Source organism: Streptomyces sp. ADI95-17 (assembly GCF_003846175.1).
Classification (GTDB): Bacteria; Actinomycetota; Actinomycetes; order Streptomycetales; family Streptomycetaceae; genus Streptomyces; species Streptomyces sanglieri.
Window position 1 is genome coordinate 657,139 of record NZ_ML123046.1, and the last position, 22,121, is coordinate 679,259.

Here is a 22,121-nt window from a genome sequence, read left to right on the forward strand (position 1 = left end):
CCGCCCGGCGCAGCACCCGGGCGGCGTGGCACGTCACAGCAGGGCCAACGTTGCCTGCCGCGTCACCAGAAGACGCCGGCGCGCATGTGTTGCGTGAGGTTCTGGAGGATCTCGCGCAGCCACGGGCTGCGGACCGCCGGCAGCCGTGCCAGGGTGTGCCGGAACACTTCCGGGTCGGCCCGGAACGCGTGACGGGGGCGCGGCGTGGGCGGGTAGTCGCGGAGGACGTCGCCGGATATCACACCCGATGCCAGGACGGGTGGGTACGGCTCGGGGAAGGCCAGCCACAGCCACACCCCGAACGGCAGTGGCACCGGGTGCGCGGAGGCGGCCGGGTCGGCCGGGTCGGCCGGGGTCCAGATCTTCCCCGTCTGGGGATGCATCGGTACGAGGACGATGTCGGCGTCCGCGCCGACAGCAGGGCACTGCGGTCCGGCCAGAACGGCGCGCCGTGCGGGTGGGCCTGCGGGGAGCAGGGCGTCGAGGGCGCGTTGGAGCACCTCTCCGGTCCGGCCGTCCGGGACGGTCACCGGCCGTCCTTCCGAGACCGCCAGCAGATGGGCGAGTGCCTTGCCTGCTGCCGCCTCCCACTGCGGGCTCCATGACCACCAGTGGTTCGGCCCCATCCGCTCGCCCCACCGGGCGAGCGGCTCGAACGGGGGCGTGCTGCTCTCGCTCCTCCCCTCCGTCATCAGCTCCTCCCAGGAGAGCGGTACGGCGTCGGCGCCGACGACGGGGCAGCGGCGTACGGCGTTCGGGGCGAGCCACACCGCCTGCCAGAGTGAGCAGTCGTCGATCCTGCTGGCCACGGGCAGGCCGCACGCCTCACAGGCCATGTTGCGGCCGTCGGCCCCGTCGAGGCCGCAGCAGTATCCGCCGCTTCTCTCCAGGATCAGCAGGGTGCCTCGGACGTCTCCGGGGGCGATGACGATCGCGCCGGGTGTGCTGTCGGACAGCGCGTGGAGCGGTGCGTAGATGCCGCGGGCCGCCGCCTCGTCCGGATCGGTCTCCGACCACGGCCGCCACGGTGGCCCCCACGGTTCAGGGTCCACGGCGAACGTGCCCGACTCCATGAGTACCGGGAGCTGCGTCCCGTTCCCGTACTTCTGATGGGCGTGGACGGGCAGGGCGACCTCGGACAGTCGGGTGGTCAACCTGGCGCCGCACCCTGCGCACACGAATACGAACAAATGTCCTCCGTTTGGGAAACGGGGGCATCGTCGCAGCTCGGCGGCGACCGGCCAACGCATTTATTGTCGGGGCGCCGTCCACTGAGGCGGATCGCAGCCGCCCGGCCCACGTACTCGCGGCTGGTCCCGGTTCGCCCGCGACGGCGTCGGTAGATTGCTGCCATGCCGTACACGACGATGCCACTGAATCTTGAGACGACCAGGCTGACGATGCGTCCGTGGACGATGTCCGATGCCGACGACCATCGTGCGCTCGCTGCCGAGCGGGGCGATGGAATGCCGTCGATCGAGGCCAATCGGCGAGTGATTGAGGCCCAGCTCTCCACTCCGGCGAGGACGGGGCTCGCTCTGTTGGTCATCAACCGTCGTGACGTGGGTGATTTCATCGGGTATTGCGGACTCACTGTCGGGCGGGCTTCCGTTGAAGAGCCCGAGATCGCGTACGAATTGTTCCGGCGGGTGCACGGGCAGGGCTATGCCACCGAGGCGGCCGCCGCCGTGATCGACGCCGCGATCGCGACCGGTCGGCAGCGGCTCTGGGCGACGGTGCGTACCTGGAATGCGCCGTCTTTCCGCGTCCTCGAAAAGCTGGGTTTCGAGCGCGATCACGTTTCGACGGACGACCGCGGCGAACTGGTGTGGCTCACACGCTCCTTGGCGTAAGTACCAGCCACTGATGCCGGGGGAGGGAGGGGCGGACGGTGGCCCGGACCGAGATTCTGCGGCAATCGCTGCATTGACGCTGGTCACACAGGGGCGATTCCCGGGTCGGCCGCCCGCCTCGACTGGCACGCTCGGATCCATGCGGATGGATGCGTTGGTACCCCGGGCACGTCGGCTCTGGGAAGAACTGGCCCGGGTGCCTGTGTCGTTCGCCCCACCGGGTGGTGTGAGCGTGGTGGTCTCCCCGCGATCCGGGCTGTGTCCGGTCGGCTGGGTCGGGGTGGTGGTGCTGGGCGGATCCGCGATCGCCACCGCGCCGAGTGAGAGTGCCGCCGCGATCGTTCGCGACGCATGGGGACAACTGCCGGTGTCGGCCGTCGTGGACGGAGACCTGGTCCGGCAGATCCCTTCGGTGGGGCAGATGCTCGGGCCGGCGACGCTGTCGTACGTGTCTCCGGCGGGTTTTCGGCCGGTGTCATCCGACACCATGGTGATGGAGCAACTTCCCTCGGCTCACCCGGATGTGCGGCTCCTGGAGCATGCGGCCGGTCTTGAGGATGCCGGCGAGGCCGCGCTGGATGAGATCACGTCACCCGCGTTCGTTCTGCGTGACCACGGTCGGGTGGTCGCTGCTGCGGGCTATCGTGCCTGGCCGAGGCGGACGGCCCATCTCAGCGTACTGACCGCGCCGGAAGCGCGAGGACGGGGACTGGCGCGGGTGACCGGTTCAGCTGCGGTCGCTCATGCCCTCTCCACCGGGCTGTTGCCGCAATGGCGGGCGCGCCCTGCCGCCTCCCGGCGTGTTGCCGCCGCGTTGGGTTTCGAGGAGCTGGGCTCCCAGCTCAGTTTCGAGGTCGCTGCCGCAATCGCTTGAGGGCCCGGTCCGCTCCCGACTTGGAGATGCCGAAGAGGACCGTCCACGGCGTGGTGGATCTTCATGGTCAGCCCGCCGCGGGAACAGCCGATCGCGTGCCCGGCGGGCTCTCGGTCGGCGTCGAGGCCATGCCCTCGGGCTGCGGCCCGGCATTTCTCGGGGCGGCGGTGTTGGTGGCGTGCTGGTGGGCCCGGGTGATGGTGGAGTTCACCGCCAGCCGCCAGCCGCCAGCCGCCAGCCGCCAGCCGCCAGCCGCCAGCCGCCAGCCGCCAGCCGCCAGCCGCCAGCCGCCAGCCGATCAACAGCCCATCGTCGTCCGCGCGGGCGGGCAGGACGCCGGGCACGCGGTCCCAGGTCCCGTCGGCGGCCCAGCGGCGGTGGCGGGCCCACACGGTCTTCCAGGATCCGAAGGTCGGATGCGGTCCCACTGCCGGTCGGTCAGCCGGGCGTGACGAGGCGTCAGGATCAGACCGCAGAGGTGCCGCGCACCCGGCCGGCAGCCCGGCCGGGATCAGTCGATCGTCTTGATCACCCGGGCGGGCACTCCCGCGACCACGGTGCCGGCGGGAACATCACGAGTGACCACCGCACCGGCAGCGACCACCGCACCGGCGCCGATGGTCACCCCCTGCGTGATCACGGCAGCTGTCCCGATCCAGACGTCGTCCTCGATGGCGATCGGGGCGAAGGAGAGGTACTCGCGGCGCTCGGCCAGGGGCAGCGGATGGCCTCCGGTGATGAGGCTGACCTTCGGGGCGATCATGACGCCGTTGCCGATACGGATGCCTCCCTTGTCCATGAAGGTGCATCCCTGGTTGACGAAGACGTTCTCCCCGAACGTCGTGTTGAGCCCGTACTCGGTAAAGAACGGCGGGTAGATCATCACCGACTCCGGCAGCGGGCCACCGAACACAACAGAAAGTAGTTCTGCGCGACCTTCGCTGTCGCTGAACGGAAGCACGTTCAGTCGAGACGTCGAATCGGTCACCTCCACGATCCTCTCCACATGACGCGCGAACTCAGGCGTCTGGACATACATGACCTGCTCTGTGCGGGTAGACATGCGCTTATCCCACCACCGCGCAGAACACTCGATCAAACAACCCTGCACCACACCGGACACAACCAATGGTTGTGAAAGTAGGGTGGAAGCATGGATGTTGAAGCGCTGCGGACGTTCGTGGCCGTCGCCGAGACCGGCCAGTTCCAGGCTGCTGCCGACAAGCTGGGGATCAGCCAGCAGGCGGTCTCCAAGCGGATCGCGGCCCTGGAGAGGCACATCGAGGTCACGCTCCTGGTGCGGACCTCCCGAGGCTCCCGGCTGAGCCTGGACGGGCAGGTCTTCCTGCCGCACGCCAGGAAGGTTCTGGCGGCCATCGAGCAGGCCGAGCAGGCCGTGCGCCCCGGCAGCCGTCCCTTGCGCGTCGATGTCCTCAATCGGCGCATCTCTCCGGCCCAGGCCGTCTACCGGTTCTACCGCTCCCACCCCGAGACGGACCTGGACGCGGTCACGCTGAGCAAGGAGAACGCCGCCGAGGCCGCCCAGGCGGTGCTCGAAGGGACCGTCGACGCGTCTTTCCGTGCGCTGCCGGCAGACCAGGTCCCGGCCGGGATCAGCGCCGAACGACTCCTGGACGCACCCCTGGAGCTCCTGGTCGGACCCGGCCACCCGCTGGCTGACGCGCCCTGGGTCAGGCCTGCGGACCTGGCCGGCCACCGCATCTGGATTCCCGGGATCAGGCCGGGCACGGAGTGGGCGGCGTTCTACCAGGCGCTGTCCAAGGCCTTCGGCCTGAGCATCGACGCGCTCGGCCCCAACTTCGGTGACGAGGCATTGATGGACGCGCTGGCCGACTCGGCCTCGCTGGCCACCCTCGTCGGCAGCGGGGACCGGTACCTGTGGCCCCAGACCCACGACCTGCGGCGCATCCCGTTGCACGACCCGACCCCGGTCTACCCGCACGTGCTGCTGTTCCGCAGCGGAGACCAGCACCCCGTGCTGACCGCGCTACGCGACCATCTGCGCACCGCAGGCCCGCGAACCCCGCACGACGTGTGGGTGCCGGACTGGGTGGACCGCTGACCAGACGACCGAATTGACAGACACGCCCTGGTCTTCTGCGTCGGGAATTCTGTTCAGATAGCTGGCGAGGCGTTCGAGGGTCTCGTCTGCGGTCTTGGTCCGGACGTAGGGCCTGGGGTCGGTGGTTCATGCGGCGATCCAGGTCCGGATGTCCTTCTCCGGGGCCTGGACAGGCCTGCGGACGCCTCGCCCTGTCTGCTTGTCCGTCAGCTCGGCGAACCATCGCTCCACCAGGTTGGGCAAGGACGATCCGGTGGGTGTGAAGTGCAGGTGGAACCGTGTGTGTTCCGGCAGCCAGGTCCTGATGGCCGGGGTCTTGTGGGTGGCGTAGTTGTCCAGCACAAGGTGGACCGGTACGGACGCGTCGACAGCAGAGACGTCTCCGAGCGGTGCGGCTGCAGGCCGAACGCCCGCCAGATCCGCGACACGGCCGACTGCGACAGGCCCAGTTCCTTCGCCATCGAACGCGTCGACCAGTGGGTTGCGTTCTTCGGCGTGGACCCGAGCTGAGCGGCCACGTCCTTGTTCGAGACACCCCGGGCGCAGGCCGGGACAATCCGACACCGCAGGGCCCACGCCTGCGGTGTCGAACGGCGCCGCACCCACCCCTTGAGAGCGGCCCACTCCTCGTCCGACAACGTCAACTCAGTCTTCGGCCGCCACGTCCGTGCCATAGGGCAAGCCTGAAAATCTGAACAGAAATCCTGACTCAGAGGGCTAGTACCAAGGTCGGGCGTCATGCGTGGGCAGCGGACGCAGATTCGGCCAGCGTTCGAGCAGACGGCAGGCCAGGGCGGAGCTGAGGCGGCCGACGGCGTGCAGGTGATCGTGGTCGCGGGTCATGCCGGCGACCACGTCCAGGCGGTGGACGAGCCGCTCACGAGCGGAGACGTGGCCCCACTCGAAGTCCTCGGCGGGTACCCGGGCGAACTGGTCGACCGTCCCGCGGTGGGCCCGCTCGACGAGTGCGTCGCCCTGGATCAGCCAGCCCGCGCACGCGTCGGCGAGGTCACCCGGCACGTCCTTCCCGGTGAGGCCGCGCCAGGTGGTCCGGTAGATGTCCTCGACCTCCGTGAGCGGGGCCGCGGTGACCGACATGGCACACCAGCAGGTGGGGAAGCCGATGCGGAAGTAGGCGAGTTCGATCAGGCCGTTGCCGAGCGAGGCCCGCTCGAAGTCGACGAAGCGGACGCCGTCGGCGGTACGCAGATCATTGCCGGGGCAGGGGTCGCCGTGCAGCAGCGCATGGTGCGAGGTGGGGTCCAACCGCTCCAGGAGACCGGCGAGTTCATCGGGAACCGTGGACGGTACGGGCACGTCGAGCGCCCTGGCCAGGGTGAGGAAGGACTCCGCGTCGGTGGCCGTGGGCCCCGACCAGACCGGTAGTGCGCCCGCGTCGGCGGGCCCGGTCAGGGCGTGCAGCCGGGCGAGCGACTCGGCGTACCCGGGCATCCAGTCGTCCGTCTTGCCGAGGTCGTCCAAATGTTCGAGGACCATCACCCGCGAGGACAGGTCCGTGGCGAGCACCGCGGGGGCCACGGCGGGCCCGGAGGCCCGCCCCGCCAGGTGCAGCCCGGCGACCTCCCGCGCGAAGCGCGTGTTCGCGTCGGCACCCGTGTCCCCGCCGTCGGTGATCTGCTTGACGATCACCAGCCGTCGGTCCGTCAGCCGCACCCGCCACACCCGTGACCGCGGACTGCTGTCCAGGAGTTTGGCCAGTTGGGGCGTGCCCACGGTGGAGAGCAGCGCCTCGTCGAACGGAACACGGTTCGGCATGCCGACGAGCGTAGCCGTGGCTTCGCACGCCCGAGCGCACTTTCAGCCGACCGCCGAACACGCCCCCGGCCGACCGGCATTGAGTCGATCAGCCTTCACCGGGACGAACCATCAAGCCTCAGCCTTCGCCGAGACAGGTCACCGTGTGTCCTGTGACAGTGAACCTTGACCATTGTCAGCGAAGTTTGACCACGAGGTCGCTGCTGCCCAATTCGCCGACCGGGCTTCCAGGCCGGTGTGGTTCAGCCCGCTTGATGAGGCGATGAGGGAGGGTGCGACCATCCTCGGATGCAAGAGATCGACGAGTTGGTCAATGTGGTTGATCCGGCGTGGCCGGAGCTTCGCGAGATGCTTTCGGCGGGCTCCGTGCCCGTTCAGGTGCTGTCTGCCGATGTTGACGAGGGTCGCCGATGCCTTCTGCAGATGCAGGTCACGGCGCGATCGATGCTGGGTGCTCTGGCGTTGAACACCGGCGGTCTGCTCGTGGACAACGGGTGGGTGCGTGTGTTCGGCGGGGGTTCGGTCACGGGTGGGGGGCTCCCGAGTCTGGCGCAGGTCAACCGTTTCCCCGCATACTTCGATCCGGTCTGGCATCCCGCGACAGGTCTGATCGTCGGCCACGACGTCGTCGGCGGGGTCTTCGCGCTGAACGGTGGCGATCCTGCGGCTGCGGGCCGGCCTGGGGCACCTGGGCAGATGACGTACTTCGCTCCCGACACTCTTGAGTGGGAAGCGATGGAAATGGGCCACTCCGGGTGGGTCTCCTGGCTGCTCTCGGGCCAGTTGGAGACGTTCTACGACGGGCTGCGATGGCCTGGCTGGCGTGAGGAAGCTGCGGCCCTGGCCTTGCCGCAGGGCATTTCTGTGTATCCGTTCCTGTGGTCCAAGGAGGCCCATGCCGATCTAGCGGCGACAAGTAGGAGGCCTGTGCCGATGCGCGAGGTCATCGGAGTCGCTGCGGACTTCGCCCGGCAGATGGGGCCGTCTGATCCTGGGTTCCTCGGCGACGTATGACCGGGTCCACTGCCGCTCGTCAAGATTGTCAGCGAAGTCCGGCTTCCCACGCGAGTGCCGCCTTTCGTTGGCGGTAGGCCTTCTGCCGGCAGCGGTGTGAGCACGTTCGACGCAGGATCTGGCCTGGGCATGGCGGCGCCGCATTCCTGACAGCGGCGTGGCCACCGAGCTCAGCATCTTCTCGATGTGCCCCTTTTCGAAGGGCGAGCCCTTGTGCGTCGGCCGGAACTCGATCTCCAGAAAGCGGCAGGCCGAGCGGAAGTTGCGGGAGATGAACGCCTTGCCGTGGTCGCAGACGATCATCTCCGGGACGATCACTGGCCGTGCCGCCGCGCGCTCCAGCCGTTCGTCCAGAGCCAGCAGCCGGCGGTGCGGCAGCACCGAGCGGGACATCGAGACGGCCGGACCACAGCAGGTGGAACAGCACCGGAAGAACCTGCAGCGGGTCGCCAACCCGCTCGGCCCCGGCATCGGGCCAGCCAGCGGACGTTCGCCATGAACACCGGCTCGGGCGTATCCGCCCACTCGAACGCCCAGCCCACCGCCCCGCAAGCCTCCTGGGTTGCCTCGAAGGCTTCTTCCGCCCGCTCGCCCAGGCGGTCGACGGACCGGACATCGACCACCCGGGCCCGGCCGTCGGCGAACGGTACGAAGTGGTCAGGGGCGTGACGACGCGGTTCCCGCCCGTCGTGCCAGTGCAGCCAGAACGGCTGCGAAGCGATCCCGACCACCTCCGGATCGCGATCCAGCAGGACCAGCCGATCCCGTTCCAGTCACGACTCGTATCCCACATGGTCAGCCGTCGTCGCGGTGTAGTACCGGCCCGGAAAGCTCTCGCCGCCCTTCGCCCACCGGAACCGGCGAACTGGCTCGCGTCCTCGAAGCGAACGCTCCAAGTCTCTCCAAGCAGCAGCCGACGGTGACCTGCGACACCGTAAAACTCCAGCTCAAAGGCCGATAACGCGAAGTCGCCCGCCGCCCCCTCGCCGTTGGTGCAGCCTCCGCTGTCGCACATGGTCGTCTGGGGGCGTTGACCCGTCGATCTTCTTCAAGCCGGTGGCCTGCGGCCAGTGCCAGAAACCGATTGACCGCCGCAAGGACGGCTGGACCCGGCGTGGCGTTGGTGCTCGCGCGAGTGCTACCGGCTGTCCTGCGGCCGGCCTGAGCAGCCAAAGAAGGCTGAGCAGCCGAGCGGCTGATCGTGCAGACACCCATCTGCCTGCGTACACGTGATGCGACAGGTGGGCTTTCCCGAGGCTGCGCAGGGTGGCAGGGCGGTCGCTGCTGCTGTTGACAGAAGGAGCTACCGAGGATGTCAGTGGCGGTTGCGATGCTGTGCAGCATGAACGACAAGACCTTCTGGGCGCTCATGGATGAGCTGAGCTGTCGACCCGGTGACCGGCACGAACGGTTGGAGTGGCTGCGCGGGGAGTTGCGGTGTCGGCCAGCCGCGGAGGGAGTGGAGTTTCAGGCGCATCTGGAGGCCGCGTGCGAGGCGGTCGCTACGGACGCAGTGTGGCGAGCGGTGAGCCGGATCGAGGGTGGCTTGTGCTCCGACGACGGCTTCGACTACTTCGCGCTCTGGCTGGTGGCCCAGGGACAAGGGACGTACAAGGCGGTGCTTGCTGATCCGGATGCCCTCGCCGACGTTGCTGAGGTGCGAGCCCTGGTAGGACGGCACATGCGGGAGTGGTGTGACGACGAGTGGCCGGAATGGGAGGAGCTCGACTATGTGGCCCAGGAGGTATTCGACGAGCTGACGGGCCGGGAGGGCGACTGCGCGGAGGCGTTCTACGAGGCCCTGGAAGCCGTTCAGGAGACATGGGTGAAGCCCGAAGCAGAGATCGACACCGTAGAGGCGACGCGGAGAACTGGGACACCCCGACTCGACGCCCTCTTCCCTGCGGGAGCAAGTTCCTAAGCGGTGACGCGGCGCCGCCGTCCATGACGGTAGGTAAAGGGCATGGGATTTGGACCTGCCATCCGGGTGAGCACGTTCGCTGGCTCTGTCGCTGATCCTGTGACGTACCAGAGCGGCGCAGGGCTCTGCCCTACTCGTAGAGGGTGGCTGCGCGGAGGGCTCGGGCCATGAAGGTCCAATCGCCGTCGGGCGGGATCTGCTCATCTGCGTTCTTGTACGCGCCCGGGGAGTCGTGCACCCATGCGGCAAGTGCTTCCAGGAAGTCGTCCAGGGTGCCGTTCTCCCACTCCTGGCCCCGGGTGCGGAACTCTTTGTGCAGGTCACGCAGGAAGGCGACCAGCTCTTCACGGCTGCGCGGTTCGGGAGGCATGGACGACAACGTACCCCGTGCGATCGCGCGGAGATCCAGACAGATCACAAGATCAGAGACAGAGCCCGTTCACCCGTACTTGCCGGGGCGCTCCGGCGGCTCTGGTGAGTACGCCCCATTACTGACGGCAGCCAACCGGGCATCCGAGACGGGGCAACTATCAGCAGCGCAACACCGCACAACGGTCAGCCTTCGCTGACACAGACGGCCAAGTGGTCACTCTCAACTGACACAAAGCAGCTTTGATCAACCTCCCCTGGCAATCGATCAACGATCACTGTCACAGGTCAACCGTGCCCCTTGCCCAGGGATTGTCAGGCGATCGGTTCCGATATATCGTTGACGCATCGCGACAGATCAACGATAGAAGGAGTAGAGCGATGCGTTCACATGGGCACGAGCAAGAGTTCGGGCATGGTCACGGTCATGGGCCCTGGGGGCCCGGTCGTCCGGGGCGTGGTGGCTTCGAGGGGCGGCGGGCCGCCTTCGGGCCGTTCGGGCCGCCGTTCGGTGGCGGGCCGTTCGGTGGCGGGCGTGGCCGGGGGAGGGCGCGGCGCGGTGACGTACGCGCTTCGATCCTGGCGCTGCTGAAGGACCGGCCGATGCACGGGTACGAGATGATCCAGGAGATCGGCGAGCGCAGCGGCGGGGCCTGGCGGCCCAGTCCGGGCTCGGTGTATCCGACGCTCCAGCTGCTGGAGGACGAGGGTCTGATCGTCAGCGCGAGCGAGGGTGGCAAGAAGCTGTTCACGCTCACCGACGCCGGCCGCACCGAGGCGGAGTCGGGGTCCGAGGCGCCCTGGGAGGAAGCCGGGCGTGGCGTCGACTGGGAGAGTGCCAATGAGATCCGTCAGGCCGGATTCGGCTTGATGGAGGCGTTCGGGCAGGTCTGGAAGACCGGCTCGGCCGACCAGCGGAAGAAGGCTCTCGCGGTCATCGGTGACGCCCGTAAGAAGCTGTATCTGATCCTTGCCGACGAGCACTGAGCCCCGTGAGGTGCGGTGCCCACGGGTGTGGTGACAAGGGCCTCGCGGCCGAGCCGCGAGGCCCTTCCCGTCTGCCGGGTGTGTCAGACGGCGACGAGGCCGCCCAGTTTGCGCAATGACTCGACGAGCGCGGCCGTCGCCGAGTCCTTGAGCTTTCCGGCCATCAGGGAGACCGCCGCGCCGGTGAACTCCCCGTCGATGCGGACCGTGGTCGCATCACCGTCGGGGGTCAGTGAATAGCGCATGGCCAGGTTGACGCCCATCGGGCCCTTGCCCTTGGTGGTCAGCAGGCGTGCGGTCTCCAGCTCCGCCACCGTCCAGGTCACCTCGGCCGGGAAACCCATGAGCTTCATGTTCTCCTCGTAGGTGGCGGCGAGTTCGAGTGTCGCCGGGCCGCCTTTGGGGAAGCTGGTGTGGGTGGCGTTCCACTGGTCGTACGCGGTGAAGTCCGTCAGCTGGGCCCACACCTTCTCGGCCGGTGCTTCGATGCGTGCCTCTGCACTGACTTCGGCCATGCGACCACCCCTTCTCGGCGGGTTACGGTGTCGCGGAACGTAGCCGCAGTGACCGGAACATTCAATACTGATGAACCGTCAGATCTATCGGACCGTTTCCTTCCGCTCCCGCGCGCCAGATCAGAGCGGCGTCGAACCTGTCGAAGGCGCGGGGGTGCGGACCGTCGTCGTGGCAGTGGAACGCGGCCCAGAAGAGGTCCGCACGCAGCGCGTCGGCCGGGGCGTGGACCCGGTACACGTACTCCCGCCCGTCGAGTGCCGGCAGGGCGACCAACCAGGACACGTCCGTGGGCTCCCTTCCGGCTGTCGCATGGGTATGGCCTGTGGGACGTATGGGGGCGGCTTCCGGTTGCCGGGGGAGCGCGTGGCAAGGCGGCGCGCGCCCTTTTCTCCGATCGGATCCAGAAATGGCGAGATCTCATCCGCAAGGAGGAGAAACCGTTCGGGTGTGCCCAACTTGCGTGGGATGCCTGGATGGGCCCATCCGGGGATGTATTCGCGCCGCAGGGCTGATGGGGTGAGAGATGTGCAGAACCGGACGCCGCGGATTCCCCAGCAACCCGTACCGAACCGCGCCGAGCTCGACGCCAGACTCACCGTGGAGCTGGCCGCCGTCGTGACGGGCGCCCGCCGACGTGCGCTGCGCGACGGCGACCGGCAGATCGACACGGCGCATCTGCTGCACTCCCTCATCGAATCGGACCCCGCGGTGCGGGCGGCCTTCGAGGGCGGACCCCAGCTCGCCAGGGTGCTCGGCTACCTCGTCCAGCGCAGTATCGGATACGGGCTCCGCTGGCAGGGCTCGGTCGAGGATTCCGGTGCCGTCCCGGTCCTCCCCGACCCGGGTTCCGTCGTGCGGGGCACCGGGCTGGAGGGCTGGTCGCCGTCGGCCGCCTCGGCGATGGCCGGGGCGCTCGAACGGGCGGAGTCGCGCGGCGACGTACGGGCCGGCGGGCTCGACCTGCTCGCGGCACTGGCCACGGACCACGAGTGCCGGGCCGTCGAGGTGCTGGTGCGGGGCGGGGTCGACGCGGACCGGCTCGCGGCCCGTGTCGCGGACGCCGTCGGGCAGGGTGTGCCGGAATGCGGAGGCTGACCGTCCGGGCCCGGTGGTTCGGTGGCGGTGGCCGGTGTGCGGCTGCGTATTCAGCGGTGGGCATGTCAGGGGTCACCTGGATGACGCTCCTGACCGCAGCTGTCATGATGGGCCGATGCACGCGTCTCAGGGGAGAAGCGCCGGCCTGGGACTAGCCCTGGCCTCGGCGTTCGCATTCGGTGGTTCAGGGGTGGCGGCCAAGCCGCTGATCGAGGCGGGGCTCGATCCGCTCCATGTGGTGTGGCTACGCGTGGCGGGTGCGGCCCTGGTCATGCTGCCGGTGGTCTGGCGCCACCGGGACCTGGTGCGCAGCCGGCCGGTCCTGCTGCTCGGCTTCGGGCTGCTCGCGGTCGCGGGTGTGCAGGCCTTCTACTTCGCCGCGATCTCCCGGATCCCCGTCGGGGTCGCTCTTCTCGTCGAGTACCTGGCGCCCGCGCTGGTACTCGGCTGGGTGCGGTTCGTCCAGCGCAGGCCGGTCAGCCGGCGGGCCGCGGTCGGTGTGGTGCTCGCTGTCGGCGGGCTGGCGTGCGTGGTCGAGGTCTGGTCGGGGCTGAGCTTCGACGTGGTCGGACTGCTGCTGGCGCTCGGTGCCGCCTGTTGCCAGGTCGGCTACTTCGTTCTCTCGGACCAGGGAGGTGCGGACGGGGCGGACGGATCGGACGGCGTCGAACCGCCGCATCCGGTCGGTGTGATCGCCTACGGGCTGCTGATCGGCGCGGCCGTTCTCACCGTGGTCGCGCAGCCCTGGGGCATGGACTGGGCCGTGCTGGGTGGCACGGTGGGCATGGACGGTACGGATGTTCCGGCCTGGCTGCTGCTCGTCTGGATCGTGCTGCTGGCGACCGTGATCGCGTATGTCACCGGAGTGATCTCGGTGCGGCTGCTCTCTCCCGCGGTGGCGGGCGTCGTCGCCTGCCTCGAAGCGGTCATCGCCACGGTGCTCGCCTGGGTGTTGCTCGGCGAGCACCTGTCGGCGCCGCAGCTCCTCGGTGGTGCCATGGTGCTGGTCGGTGCCTTCATCGCCCAGTCCTCGACACCGCGGGCACCTTCGGGGCCCGTCGTGCCGGGATCCGGCGCGGCGGTTCCCGAAGGGCCGGACGGCGGCCGGGCTGCCGCCGAGGGGGAACTTTCCGCCGGTCGCGCCGCGATGTGACGTGCCGTCACCTGACGTGGTTCGAGGGCGTCCGCTGCCCGGCGGGACCCGGCGCCGGGGAAACTGCTGCTCCGCGCCTCGGCCGTAGTCCCCGCTGACCGGCGCCGGCCCTGCCGGGCGGGCCCGCCCGGTTCCCGGCCGGTTCGCCCGCCCCGCGATGTCCCGTCAGCCGTGGTGCGTCACAGCTCGGTGATGTAGTCCGGCACGCCGATGGCGGGGTCGAGGTCGTCCGCGGGGAGCGGTGTCTCGTAGCCGCGGGCGAGCGGGACGACGCCGGCCCAGTGGGGGAGCGTGAGGTCGCGGGTCTCGTCGTTGGGGCCGCCCGTACGGATCTTGGCGGACACCTCCCGCAGGTCCAGCCGGATCACCGCGGTCGCGGCCAGCTCCTTCTCGTCGGCGGGCCGGGAATCGGCGGACCGGCCGGGCACCACGTGGTCGACGATCGCATCGAGGGCGGTGCGCCGCTCCTCGGGGTCGGTGACCGTGTGAGCGACGCCGTGGACCACCACGGAGCGGTAGTTGATCGAGTGGTGGAAGGCGGAACGGGCCAGCACCAGCCCGTCGACATGCGTCACCGTGAGGCACACGGGCAGGCCGGGGTCGGTGCGACCCGCCTCGCGCAACGGCCTGGAGCCCGTCGAGCCGTGTACGTAGAGCCGGTCGCCGATCCGGCCGAAGAGCGTCGGCAGCACGACGGGCGCGCCGTCGCGGACGAAGCCGAGGTGGCAGACGTACGCCTCGTCCAGTATCGAGTGGACCACCTCGCTGTCGTAGGACGCCCGTTCGCGGGAACGGGTCGGGACGGTGCGCTCGGTCGGCTCGTAGCCGGTGGCGGTGTCCGGGGCCGTGGGCTGCGGCGATGCGGTGTCCGGCATTGCGTACTCCATTGCACTAGTGCATAATCTAGTTTGTGCTAGGAGAGTATCGGATTGTTGGGCGGCGCGCATCGGAAATTGCCGCCAGTGTGGAGCGTGGGGTCGGCTCCGGTGAGCTCGTTCCGGGTCAAGTGCTGCCTCCCATGCGGGAGTTGGCGGATCAGCTGGGGGTGAACCCGAATACGGTGGCGGCCGCCTACCGCACGCTCCGTGAGCGCGGGGTGATCGAGACGGCCGGGCGCCGGGGCAGCAGGGTGCGGCCGCGCCCCGCGAGTACGGCGCGCGGTTCGCTCCGGGTCGAGGCACCCGCGGGCGTGCGTGACCTGGGCGCGGGCAACCCCGATCCGGTGTTGCTGCCCGTGCTGGGGGACGCCTTCGCGGCGGTCGCGGGGGAGTACGGACGGGATCCCGGGATGTACGGACAGGCGCCGGTGGACCCGGAGTTCGCCGCGCTCGCCCGCGCCGCACTGGACGCCGACGGGGTGCCGGCCGGGCCCGTGGTCGCGACCTCCGGATCGCTGGACGCGATCGAGCGGATCCTCGTCGCGCAGCTCAGACCCGGTGACGCGGTCGCCGTCGAGGACCCCGGCTGGGGCAGCATGCTGGATCTCGTACCGGCGCTGGGGCTGCGTCCGGTGCCCGTCGCGGTCGACGACGAGGGGCCGATGCCCGGTGCCGTCGAGGATGCGCTCAAGGCCGGTGCCCGCGCGCTCGTGGTCACCGACCGCGCGCAGAATCCGACCGGCGCGGCGATCGGTGCCGCACGCGCCCTCGAACTGCGCGGGGTCCTCGCCGGACACCGCGATGTCCTCCTGATCGAGGACGACCACGGGCACGGCATCGTCGATCTGCCGCTCCGTCCGCTGGCGGGCACCACGGACCGCTGGGCCTTCGTCCGTTCCGTGGCCAAGGCGTACGGGCCGGACCTGCGGGTCGCCGTGCTGACCGGCGATCCGGTCACGGTCGACCGGGTGGCGGGGCGGCAGCGGCTGGGCCCCGGCTGGGTCAGCAGGCTGCTGCAACGGGTCGTGGTGCACCTGTGGACCTCGGGCGCCGTGGACCCGGGGGAGGTGGCGAGGGCGTACGCGAAGCGGCGGGACGGCCTGGTACGGGCACTGGCGAAGCGGGGCGTGGTGGCCCACGGGCGCAGCGGGATGAACGTGTGGGTGCCGGTCAGCGACGAGACCGGCGCCGTGGCGAGGCTGCTGCACGCGGGCTGGGCCGTGGCGCCCGGGGCGCTGTTCCGGATGGCCGCGCCCCAGGGAATCCGGCTCACCGTCTCGTCGCTCGCCGAGGACGAGATCGAACCACTGGCGGATGCGGTGGCGGCAGCGGCGGGGCCGGTGAAGCCGCTGACCTACGGGTGATTGTCGGTCCAGGTCCAGGCCCAGCCGCCGCTCCGCCCCCGCTCAGTCGCTGGATGCTCTGCTGCTCGCAGCCCGGCCGCCCCGGGCCCTGCCCTGGGTGAGGGCGGCGCCTGCCAGGACCACGAGGGCCCCCACCGGTGTGTTCCAGCTCAGCTGCTCGCCGAGCACGGCCACGCCGGCGGCGGTGGCGATGACCGGGATGAAGTAAGTGACCATCTGTGCGGTCGTCGGCCCGACCTCCTCCACCAGGCCGTACTGCAACAGGACCGCGAGGCCGGTGCCGAGCGCCCCGAGGGCGACCACGGCCAGGGTCGGGAGCAGCGGGAAACCATCGGGGGCCGAGGTGAACAGCGGGGTCACCAGAGCGATCTGCGCCGTGCCCAGGAAGAGCTGGCTGCCGGTGAGCGCCAGCGTCGACGAACCGTTGCCCGCCAGCGTCCTGCGGACGTAGATCCAGCCGATCGGATAGCTGAGGGAGGCGAGCAGGGCCATCGCCGTGCCGCTGAAGTCCAGCCCGGAGAAGCCCTGCCAGGCGCCGAGCACGGTCAGTACGCCGAGAAAGCCGAGCCCCAGTCCGGCGACCCGGCGGCGGGTCGGCCGGTCCTCGGAGAGCGCGACCAGCGACAGCGCCATGCCCCACAGGGGTGAGGTCGCGTTGCAGATGCCTGCCAGTGTCGAGGGAATCGTCAGCTCGGCATGGGCGAACAGCGAGAACGGAAGCGCGTTCAGGAAGAACGCGGCGACGGCCAGGTGTCCCCAGGTGCGGGCGCCGCGGGGCAGCCGCTCACGGCGCACCACCATCGCGACGGCCAGCACCGCCGTGCCCGACAGCAGACGGCCCAGGGTGACCTGGAACGGGGCGTACCCCTCGGTGCCGACCTTGATCAGGAGGAAACTGAAGCCCCAGATGATCGACAGTGCCCCGAACCGGATCCGCCAGTTCAGCGCCGGGCGGGCGGTGGGCCCCGCAGCGGCCGTCACCGCGGTGCCGGTGGTGGATCCCTCGGCCGTCGGCAGGGTACCGGCGGCGGACTCGGCGGGAGAGGTGGCACTCGGCGTGACAGTGGCGCTCATGGAGCCAACGATGTCGAACCGGATCGCGTAGAACAAGCGAGACTTTGTATGAAGGTCTGCGTAGCATTGCTTACATGTTGAATCTGGAGCGCCTGCGCACCCTGGACGCACTGGCCCGGCACGGCTCCGTGAGCAGTGCCGCCGAGGGACTGCATGTGACCACGTCCGCGGTCTCCCAGCAGATGGCGAAACTGGAACGGGAGGTGGGGCAGCAGCTCCTGGCCAAGAACGGGCGCGGGGTCCGGCTCACCGATGCCGGCCGGCTGCTCGCCGACCATGCGGCCCGGATCCTGTCCCAGGTCGAGCTGGCCCAGTCCGACATCGAGGCGCAGCGCGGTGAGGTGGTGGGCGAGATCAGACTCTCCGCCTTTCCGACCGCGGCGCGCGGACTCTTCCCCGCAGCGCTCCTCGCACTGCGCCGGGACCACCCCGACCTGCGCGTGCGTACCCGGGAACTGGAGCCCGAGGACGGAATCCGCGCGGTGATCAGGGGCGACATCGACCTTGCCGTGGTGCTGGACTGGAGCAACAAGCGGCTGCCCGTGCCCGCAGGCCTGGCCAAGGCCGAACTCCTGGACGACGCACCGGACATCGCGATGCCGGCCGGTCATCGGCTCGCCGGCCGGGACGAGGTGGATCTGGAGGAATTCGCCGAGGACGACTGGGTGTCCTGGCCCGAGGGCGAGTTCTGCTACGACTGGCTGATGTTCACCCTCCGCTCGAAGGGCATCGAACCGCGCATCGCGCACCTGGCGGGCGAGCATCACACCCAACTCGCCCTGATCGCCGCCGGCATGGGGGTCTGTGTGGCGCCGCGCCTGGGGCGCGGCCCGGTGCCGGACGGGGTGCGGCTGGTGCCCGTACGGCAGAAGATGCGGCGTCACGTGCATGCCGTCTGGCGTACCGACGCGGACCGGCGCCCTTCGATCAGGGCGGCGGTGAAGGCCCTGCGCGCAGCCGGGCGGGAGCTGGACGCGCCGTAGACCCCCGCGGTCCTCAGACGGTGGGCGGAGCCGCGAGCTTCCGGAAGTCCCAGGAGGTGATGGTCCGCGGTGTCAGTCGCAGCCAGGCGTGCCGGCCGTCGTGCGGCATGGTGTCCATCCCGAAGTACTTCGCCGCGAACAGCCTTTCGGGCACGACGAGTCCGGGGCAGGTGTCGCCGGTGCGCGGTGCCTCGCCGACGGGGACGGCCTCTCCGGAGAGTTCGATGCCGCGCAGATCCGCGTACTCCACCCCGTCGTCCACCACCACCGCGATCCTGGGGTCCTGGCGCAGCTGGGACCAGCGCAGGCTGCGGGTGATCGAGTACAGCCAGAGCGAGGTGCCGTCCCAGGTGAACCAGAGGGCGCCGACATGCGGGTGGCCGTCCGCGGACACGGTGGCCACGCGGCAGGTGCGCTGTTCGGTGAGATAGGTGTCGCGCTCGGCGTCCGTCATCATGATCCGACGGCCCCGTCGCTGTATGGCGGCCATGGGGGCGCCTCCTCCCGGTGTCTGACAGTGTGTCAGGAATCATGGGGGCTCTTCCCTCATCACGCAATGGCCGTTAGCCTCGCGCGCCCGGTCCGCCGCAGAAAGGGTCAGCCGTGCCGTCGAAGAATCAGCTCGTCGAGCAGCTCGATCCGGCCACCACCGTGCTTCTGACGGTCGAATGCCAGCAGGGGGTCGTGGGCCCGGGGAGCGCACTGCCCGAACTGGCCGACGAGGCCCGGTCCTCCGGCGCCCTGCTCCGGGTCGCCCGGCTGGTCGCGGCCGCGCACGAGGCCGGGGTCCAGGTACTGCACGCGGTGGCCGAACGGCGCCCCGACGGGCGGGGCGCCAACAGCAACGCCCGGCTCTTCCGGGCCGCCGGCCGGCTGCCCGTGCAGCAGCACCGCGGCACCACGGCGGTACGGATCGCCGCGCCGATCGAAGTGGCCGACGAGGACCTCGTCGTACGCAGGCTGCACGGCCTCTCGCCCATCGCCGGGACCGATGTGGACGCGCTGCTGCGCAACCTCGGCTGCCGGACCCTCGTCGTCACCGGGGTCTCGGCCAATGTGGCCGTCCCCAACGCCGTGTTCGACGCGGTCAATCTGGGCTACACGGCCGTGGTGCCCTCCGACGCCATCGCGGGAGTGCCGGCCGACTACACCCCCGCCATGATCCGCAACACGCTCGCTCTCGTCGCCACCATCACCACCACCGACGAGGTGCTGGGCTGCTGGCTGAGCCGGGCCCCGCGCGGGGTCCGGTCCTGACGGAGAGGCCCCTGTACACCGAGCCGCTCCGGACGCCGACAGCAGCCTGACCGCGATACCGGGGGCGGCCGCCATCGTCGCCGGATTCGGCTGGGGCCCGGCCGTGCAGCTCGGCTCCGGCCGGGCGACGGTCCGGCGGAGACCGCCGGGGACAGGCCGGAGCGGGTGGTGGAGGCCTGACACCACCGGGGCGGTGCGGTCAGGGTTCGAGCGTGATCTCGCCGCCCGAGACCGTGATCGTCCTGGCGGGCAGCGGTTCGGTGGCGGGGCCGTGCTTCACCGCGCCCGTCGCCGCGTCGAACCTGCTGCCGTGACAGGGGCAGTCGATGGTGCCGTCCGAGACGCGCGACACCGTGCATCCCCGGTGGGTGCACTTCGACGAGAACGCCTTGAACTCACCGGCCTTCGGCTGCGTCACCACCACACCCCGGTCGGCGAAGACCTTCCCGCCGCCCTCGGGGATGTCGGCCGTCCGCGTCAGTGAGGCGCCGCTGCCGTCCGTTCCGCTGCCGGCCGGCTCGACCACACCCGAACCGCCCGAGTCCTTCTGGTTGCCACAGGCGGTGAGTACGGCAGCCACCGAGGCGGCCCCGACCGCAGTGACAACGGCCCGCCGCCGGGGGCGGCCCTCGTGATTCTGCGTTGTGGTCATACCGGTTCTTCCCTTCCACGGTGTTCACGACTTCGATGTTCACGACTCAGGTGTACGACCGGGGGTACGCGCGGCGGGGCCCCCGTGTTCAACACCCAGGGACTTCCTGAGGAAGTCCCGCTCCAGCAGCAACAGGCTGCCCGCCGCCCGGACGACCCGGTGACCGGCCCCGGACAGCGGCAGCACCGTGTGCGGCCGGCCCGCGGCCAGCAGTGCGGCGGAGAACCGCAGCATGTGGGCGACGGCCACGTTGTCATCGGCAAGTCCGTGCACCAGCATGAGCGGGCGGGTCAGCCCGGCCGCCTCCGAGAGCAGCGAGTTGCGCTCGTAGTTCTCCGGCAGTACATCCGGGTGGCCCAGGAAGCGCTCCTCCCAATGGGTGTCGTAGAGCCGCCGGTCGGCCGGAGCGGCACCGGCCACCGCGGCGTGGAAGATCTCCGGGTGCCGCAGCACGGCGGCAGCGGCGAGATACCCGCTGAACGACCAGCCGCGTACGGCGACCCTGGCCGGGTCCAGCGCGGAACACCGCGCGGCGGCCGCGTGCAGCGCGTCGATCTGGTCGTCGAGGACGGCCGTCAGCCGGTCGCCGTGCACCGACTTCTCCCAGGCCTCACCACGTCCCGGAGTGCCCCGGCCGTCCGTGACCAGCACCGCGAAACCCTGCTCGGCGAACCACTGGGCGACCGCGACCCACCAGGAGCGCACCTTGAGGACCACCTGCATGCCGTGGCCGGCGTACGGGTTGAGCAGCACGGGCAGCGGACCGTCGCCCGGCCGGTGCCACGACGGCAGATACAGCCGGCTGCGCAGCTCCCGCTTCCCGAGGCTCAGTGCCGCGGGCCTCGGTACGACGAGCGGAGTCTCGGCGAGGACCGCGATCTGGCCCACCGGCGATCCGTCCCGCAGCACAGTGACCGTCTGTCCCTGAGGGGTTCTGCTGTCCAGCACCACGGTGGGGCCGCCGACCACGGCCGTGTGCACACCGGGGGCCTCGCTGACGCGCACGGGGACGGCGGTGCTGCCACCGGGTGCCGTCGCCGCGTACGACCAGACATGGACCTCGGTCGGCTCCTCGCTCGCGGTGAAGAACACCCGGTCGCCGTCGGCTCCGACCACCTCGCGGACCTCCAGCCCCACAGGCGTCTCCAGACCGTCGAACGCCAGCCCCTGGCTGTCGCCGCCCGGCCGTGCGGGAACGACGAGCGCACCGGAGGGGAGCCGCAACGGCGTGCCGGGCCGCAGTGCGACCCACGCCCGGTCGTGGGCACGGCTCAGGACCCGTGTCCCGCCCGTGCCGGGATCGACCGCGAGCACGTACACCGAACGCTGGTCACGCGTCTGTACGGAGACCAGCGGCCCGTGCCCGTCCCATGCAGCCGACACCACGTACTCGAACGACCGGTCCGTCCACACGCCCTCGGGATGGCCGGTCTCCGCCTCGCGCGGCAACCGGACCGCGAGCCGCTCCCCGGACACCCGCACCAGGTGCAGCGAAACCCCGGCGTTCGCCGTGCCCGCCGCCGGATACGCCATCTCGCGCGGCGGCCGCTCCGGATGGGCCGGATCGCTGATGTACCGGCGCCGCACCATCGAGGTGTCCACCCGCGACACCAGCAGCGCATCGCTCCCCGGCGACCACCAATAGCCGCGCGAGCGGTGGATCGACTCGGCCGACACATGGTCGGACAGTCCGTATGTCACCCGGTCGCCGTCCGGGGCGGCGAGCACCCGGTCGTCCGTCCCCTCCGCCGTGACGACCCGCAGCGCGCCGCCGGACACGTACGCGATCAGCGTGCCGTCCGGTGAGGGGCGGGGATCGACCACCGGACCGGCGGTCCGGATCCGGCGCGGCGGGCTACCGTCCGTCCGCACCACCCGGAGTCCGCCGTCGAGCGCGAAGGCGGCGAGCCGCACCTGTGCGTCGGTCGCGTACGACACCACACCCGACGAGGTCTCTCCCGCCCGTTCACGGCGGACCAGTTCCTCCGGCGGCACCCGGTCGCCCGCCGTGTCGCCGCGCCCGGCCCCGAGCGGATCGGCGAGCAGCCGCTCCGCACCGTCTTCGTACAGCCAGAGCCGGCTGACCGGATCCGTACCGGAGGTGGACCGCAGGAAGAGCACCCGTGCGCCGTCCGGGGAGACGGTGAAGCCGCGGGGCACCCCGAGCGAGAACCGGTGGGTCCGCCCGAACTGCTCGGGGAAACCGTCGGTGTTCTGCGTCGTGTCGTCGGCGGTGGCATCGTTCGTCGGATTCATGGCGACACCATGACAG

General features: G+C 70.3%; 22 protein-coding genes and 4 pseudogenes. 11 read left to right on the forward strand and 15 right to left on the reverse strand.

What is annotated here, in order from left to right; all coding sequences use genetic code 11:
• Positions 1-62: 62 nt before the first annotated feature.
• Positions 63-1,190, reverse strand: coding sequence for a hypothetical protein (locus EES42_RS16710; RefSeq protein ID WP_124719003.1), 1,128 nt, complete (start codon positions 1,188-1,190; stop codon positions 63-65).
• 162 nt (positions 1,191-1,352) lie between these two features.
• Here EES42_RS16710 and EES42_RS16715 point away from each other — a divergent pair, with 162 nt between their 5' ends.
• Positions 1,353-1,853 (forward strand): GNAT family N-acetyltransferase, encoded by a 501-nt coding sequence (locus EES42_RS16715; RefSeq protein WP_124719004.1) that lies wholly within the window; start codon positions 1,353-1,355, stop codon positions 1,851-1,853.
• A gap of 139 nt (positions 1,854-1,992) precedes the next feature.
• Positions 1,993-2,727, forward strand: coding sequence for a GNAT family N-acetyltransferase (locus EES42_RS16720; RefSeq protein ID WP_124719005.1), 735 nt, complete (start codon positions 1,993-1,995; stop codon positions 2,725-2,727).
• A gap of 38 nt (positions 2,728-2,765) precedes the next feature.
• Here EES42_RS16720 and EES42_RS46160 read toward each other — a convergent pair.
• Positions 2,766-3,137: pseudogene (locus EES42_RS46160) on the reverse strand (hypothetical protein); the annotation flags it as partial.
• Between the two features lie 101 nt (positions 3,138-3,238).
• A complete protein-coding gene (locus tag EES42_RS16735) occupies positions 3,239-3,766 on the reverse strand; it encodes a DapH/DapD/GlmU-related protein (RefSeq protein WP_124719404.1) in 528 nt (175 codons plus the stop codon).
• Between the two features lie 114 nt (positions 3,767-3,880).
• Here EES42_RS16735 and EES42_RS16740 point away from each other — a divergent pair, with 114 nt between their 5' ends.
• Positions 3,881-4,810 (forward strand): LysR family transcriptional regulator, encoded by a 930-nt coding sequence (locus tag EES42_RS16740; RefSeq protein ID WP_124719007.1) that lies wholly within the window; start codon positions 3,881-3,883, stop codon positions 4,808-4,810.
• 36 nt (positions 4,811-4,846) lie between these two features.
• On the opposite strand, the pseudogene EES42_RS16745 reads toward EES42_RS16740, so the two are convergent.
• Positions 4,847-5,484: pseudogene (locus EES42_RS16745) on the reverse strand (transposase); the annotation flags it as partial.
• A gap of 43 nt (positions 5,485-5,527) precedes the next feature.
• Entirely contained in the window at positions 5,528-6,586 is a 1,059-nt protein-coding gene (locus EES42_RS16750) for a phosphotransferase (RefSeq protein WP_124719008.1), read from the reverse strand.
• Positions 6,587-6,874: 288 nt separating this feature from the next.
• On the opposite strand from EES42_RS16750, the gene EES42_RS16755 reads away from it, so the two are divergent.
• Positions 6,875-7,600, forward strand: a complete 726-nt coding sequence (locus tag EES42_RS16755; protein WP_124719009.1) for a DUF2625 domain-containing protein — start codon at positions 6,875-6,877, stop codon at positions 7,598-7,600.
• Between the two features lie 156 nt (positions 7,601-7,756).
• On the opposite strand, the pseudogene EES42_RS16760 reads toward EES42_RS16755, so the two are convergent.
• A pseudogene (locus tag EES42_RS16760) lies at positions 7,757-8,002 on the reverse strand (transposase family protein); the annotation flags it as partial.
• Positions 7,995-8,510: pseudogene (locus EES42_RS16765) on the reverse strand (TnsA-like heteromeric transposase endonuclease subunit); the annotation flags it as partial. The pseudogenes EES42_RS16760 and EES42_RS16765, both read right to left, overlap by 8 nt.
• Positions 8,511-8,942: 432 nt before the next feature.
• Here EES42_RS16765 and EES42_RS16770 point away from each other — a divergent pair.
• Positions 8,943-9,521, forward strand: a complete 579-nt coding sequence (locus EES42_RS16770; protein ID WP_124719010.1) for a DUF4240 domain-containing protein — start codon at positions 8,943-8,945, stop codon at positions 9,519-9,521.
• A 130-nt stretch (positions 9,522-9,651) separates the two neighbouring features.
• Here the strand turns inward: EES42_RS16770 and EES42_RS16775 are convergent, their stop codons facing one another.
• Positions 9,652-9,891 carry a DUF7660 family protein gene (locus EES42_RS16775; protein WP_124719011.1) on the reverse strand — a complete coding sequence of 80 codons (240 nt, stop codon included), beginning with the start codon at positions 9,889-9,891 and terminating at the stop codon, positions 9,652-9,654.
• Between the two features lie 380 nt (positions 9,892-10,271).
• Here EES42_RS16775 and EES42_RS16780 point away from each other — a divergent pair, with 380 nt between their 5' ends.
• Positions 10,272-10,877 (forward strand): PadR family transcriptional regulator, encoded by a 606-nt coding sequence (locus tag EES42_RS16780; protein WP_124719012.1) that lies wholly within the window; start codon positions 10,272-10,274, stop codon positions 10,875-10,877.
• A gap of 83 nt (positions 10,878-10,960) precedes the next feature.
• Here EES42_RS16780 and EES42_RS16785 read toward each other — a convergent pair whose 3' ends face one another.
• Both EES42_RS16785 and EES42_RS16790 read right to left on the reverse strand, forming a co-directional pair.
• Positions 10,961-11,392, reverse strand: coding sequence for a type II toxin-antitoxin system Rv0910 family toxin (locus EES42_RS16785; protein ID WP_124719013.1), 432 nt, complete (start codon positions 11,390-11,392; stop codon positions 10,961-10,963).
• A gap of 61 nt (positions 11,393-11,453) precedes the next feature.
• On the reverse strand, positions 11,454-11,675 hold the full coding sequence (locus EES42_RS16790; RefSeq protein ID WP_124719014.1) for a hypothetical protein: 222 nt from the start codon (positions 11,673-11,675) through the stop codon (positions 11,454-11,456).
• A gap of 243 nt (positions 11,676-11,918) precedes the next feature.
• On the opposite strand from EES42_RS16790, the gene EES42_RS16795 reads away from it, so the two are divergent.
• Complete coding sequence (locus tag EES42_RS16795; protein ID WP_124719015.1) at positions 11,919-12,488, forward strand: Clp protease N-terminal domain-containing protein; 570 nt, start codon at positions 11,919-11,921, stop codon at positions 12,486-12,488.
• A gap of 115 nt (positions 12,489-12,603) precedes the next feature.
• A complete protein-coding gene (locus tag EES42_RS16800) occupies positions 12,604-13,641 on the forward strand; it encodes an EamA family transporter (protein ID WP_124719016.1) in 1,038 nt (345 codons plus the stop codon).
• 179 nt (positions 13,642-13,820) lie between these two features.
• Here EES42_RS16800 and EES42_RS16805 read toward each other — a convergent pair whose 3' ends face one another.
• Positions 13,821-14,516, reverse strand: coding sequence for a pyridoxamine 5'-phosphate oxidase family protein (locus EES42_RS16805; RefSeq protein ID WP_124719017.1), 696 nt, complete (start codon positions 14,514-14,516; stop codon positions 13,821-13,823).
• 35 nt (positions 14,517-14,551) lie between these two features.
• Between EES42_RS16805 and EES42_RS16810 the strand changes: the two genes are divergently transcribed.
• Entirely contained in the window at positions 14,552-15,883 is a 1,332-nt protein-coding gene (locus tag EES42_RS16810; RefSeq protein WP_124719018.1) for an aminotransferase class I/II-fold pyridoxal phosphate-dependent enzyme, read from the forward strand.
• Between the two features lie 42 nt (positions 15,884-15,925).
• Here EES42_RS16810 and EES42_RS16815 read toward each other — a convergent pair whose 3' ends face one another.
• A complete protein-coding gene (locus EES42_RS16815) occupies positions 15,926-16,957 on the reverse strand; it encodes a DMT family transporter (protein WP_206433484.1) in 1,032 nt (343 codons plus the stop codon).
• Positions 16,958-17,031: 74 nt separating this feature from the next.
• Between EES42_RS16815 and EES42_RS16820 the strand changes: the two genes are divergently transcribed.
• Complete coding sequence (locus EES42_RS16820; protein WP_124719019.1) at positions 17,032-17,940, forward strand: LysR family transcriptional regulator; 909 nt, start codon at positions 17,032-17,034, stop codon at positions 17,938-17,940.
• Positions 17,941-17,953: 13 nt separating this feature from the next.
• Here the strand turns inward: EES42_RS16820 and EES42_RS16825 are convergent, their stop codons facing one another.
• Positions 17,954-18,430 (reverse strand): pyridoxamine 5'-phosphate oxidase family protein, encoded by a 477-nt coding sequence (locus EES42_RS16825; protein ID WP_124719020.1) that lies wholly within the window; start codon positions 18,428-18,430, stop codon positions 17,954-17,956.
• Between the two features lie 113 nt (positions 18,431-18,543).
• Here EES42_RS16825 and EES42_RS16830 point away from each other — a divergent pair, with 113 nt between their 5' ends.
• Positions 18,544-19,197: a cysteine hydrolase family protein gene (locus tag EES42_RS16830; protein WP_124719021.1), complete on the forward strand. Its 654-nt coding sequence runs from the start codon at positions 18,544-18,546 to the stop codon at positions 19,195-19,197.
• A 199-nt stretch (positions 19,198-19,396) separates the two neighbouring features.
• On the opposite strand, the gene EES42_RS16835 is transcribed toward EES42_RS16830, so the two are convergent.
• On the reverse strand, positions 19,397-19,849 hold the full coding sequence (locus tag EES42_RS16835; protein WP_124719022.1) for a Rieske (2Fe-2S) protein: 453 nt from the start codon (positions 19,847-19,849) through the stop codon (positions 19,397-19,399).
• 39 nt (positions 19,850-19,888) lie between these two features.
• On the reverse strand, positions 19,889-22,105 hold the full coding sequence (locus EES42_RS16840) for a S9 family peptidase (RefSeq protein ID WP_124719023.1): 2,217 nt from the start codon (positions 22,103-22,105) through the stop codon (positions 19,889-19,891).
• Between the last annotated feature and the right edge of the window lie 16 nt (positions 22,106-22,121).

Coding starts and splice junctions, on each gene's coding strand:
- EES42_RS16715 (WP_124719004.1), top strand. CDS start 1,353: ATGCCGTACACGACGATGCCACTGAATCTTGAGACGACCAGGCTGACG.
- EES42_RS16720 (WP_124719005.1), top strand. CDS start 1,993: ATGCGGATGGATGCGTTGGTACCCCGGGCACGTCGGCTCTGGGAAGAA.
- EES42_RS16735 (WP_124719404.1), bottom strand. CDS start 3,766: ATGTATGTCCAGACGCCTGAGTTCGCGCGTCATGTGGAGAGGATCGTG.
- EES42_RS16740 (WP_124719007.1), top strand. CDS start 3,881: ATGGATGTTGAAGCGCTGCGGACGTTCGTGGCCGTCGCCGAGACCGGC.
- EES42_RS16750 (WP_124719008.1), bottom strand. CDS start 6,586: ATGCCGAACCGTGTTCCGTTCGACGAGGCGCTGCTCTCCACCGTGGGC.
- EES42_RS16755 (WP_124719009.1), top strand. CDS start 6,875: ATGCAAGAGATCGACGAGTTGGTCAATGTGGTTGATCCGGCGTGGCCG.
- EES42_RS16770 (WP_124719010.1), top strand. CDS start 8,943: ATGAACGACAAGACCTTCTGGGCGCTCATGGATGAGCTGAGCTGTCGA.
- EES42_RS16775 (WP_124719011.1), bottom strand. CDS start 9,891: ATGCCTCCCGAACCGCGCAGCCGTGAAGAGCTGGTCGCCTTCCTGCGT.
- EES42_RS16780 (WP_124719012.1), top strand. CDS start 10,272: ATGCGTTCACATGGGCACGAGCAAGAGTTCGGGCATGGTCACGGTCAT.
- EES42_RS16785 (WP_124719013.1), bottom strand. CDS start 11,392: ATGGCCGAAGTCAGTGCAGAGGCACGCATCGAAGCACCGGCCGAGAAG.
- EES42_RS16800 (WP_124719016.1), top strand. CDS start 12,604: ATGCACGCGTCTCAGGGGAGAAGCGCCGGCCTGGGACTAGCCCTGGCC.
- EES42_RS16805 (WP_124719017.1), bottom strand. CDS start 14,516: ATGCCGGACACCGCATCGCCGCAGCCCACGGCCCCGGACACCGCCACC.
- EES42_RS16815 (WP_206433484.1), bottom strand. CDS start 16,957: ATGAGCGCCACTGTCACGCCGAGTGCCACCTCTCCCGCCGAGTCCGCC.
- EES42_RS16820 (WP_124719019.1), top strand. CDS start 17,032: ATGTTGAATCTGGAGCGCCTGCGCACCCTGGACGCACTGGCCCGGCAC.
- EES42_RS16825 (WP_124719020.1), bottom strand. CDS start 18,430: ATGGCCGCCATACAGCGACGGGGCCGTCGGATCATGATGACGGACGCC.
- EES42_RS16835 (WP_124719022.1), bottom strand. CDS start 19,849: ATGACCACAACGCAGAATCACGAGGGCCGCCCCCGGCGGCGGGCCGTT.
- EES42_RS16840 (WP_124719023.1), bottom strand. CDS start 22,105: ATGAATCCGACGAACGATGCCACCGCCGACGACACGACGCAGAACACC.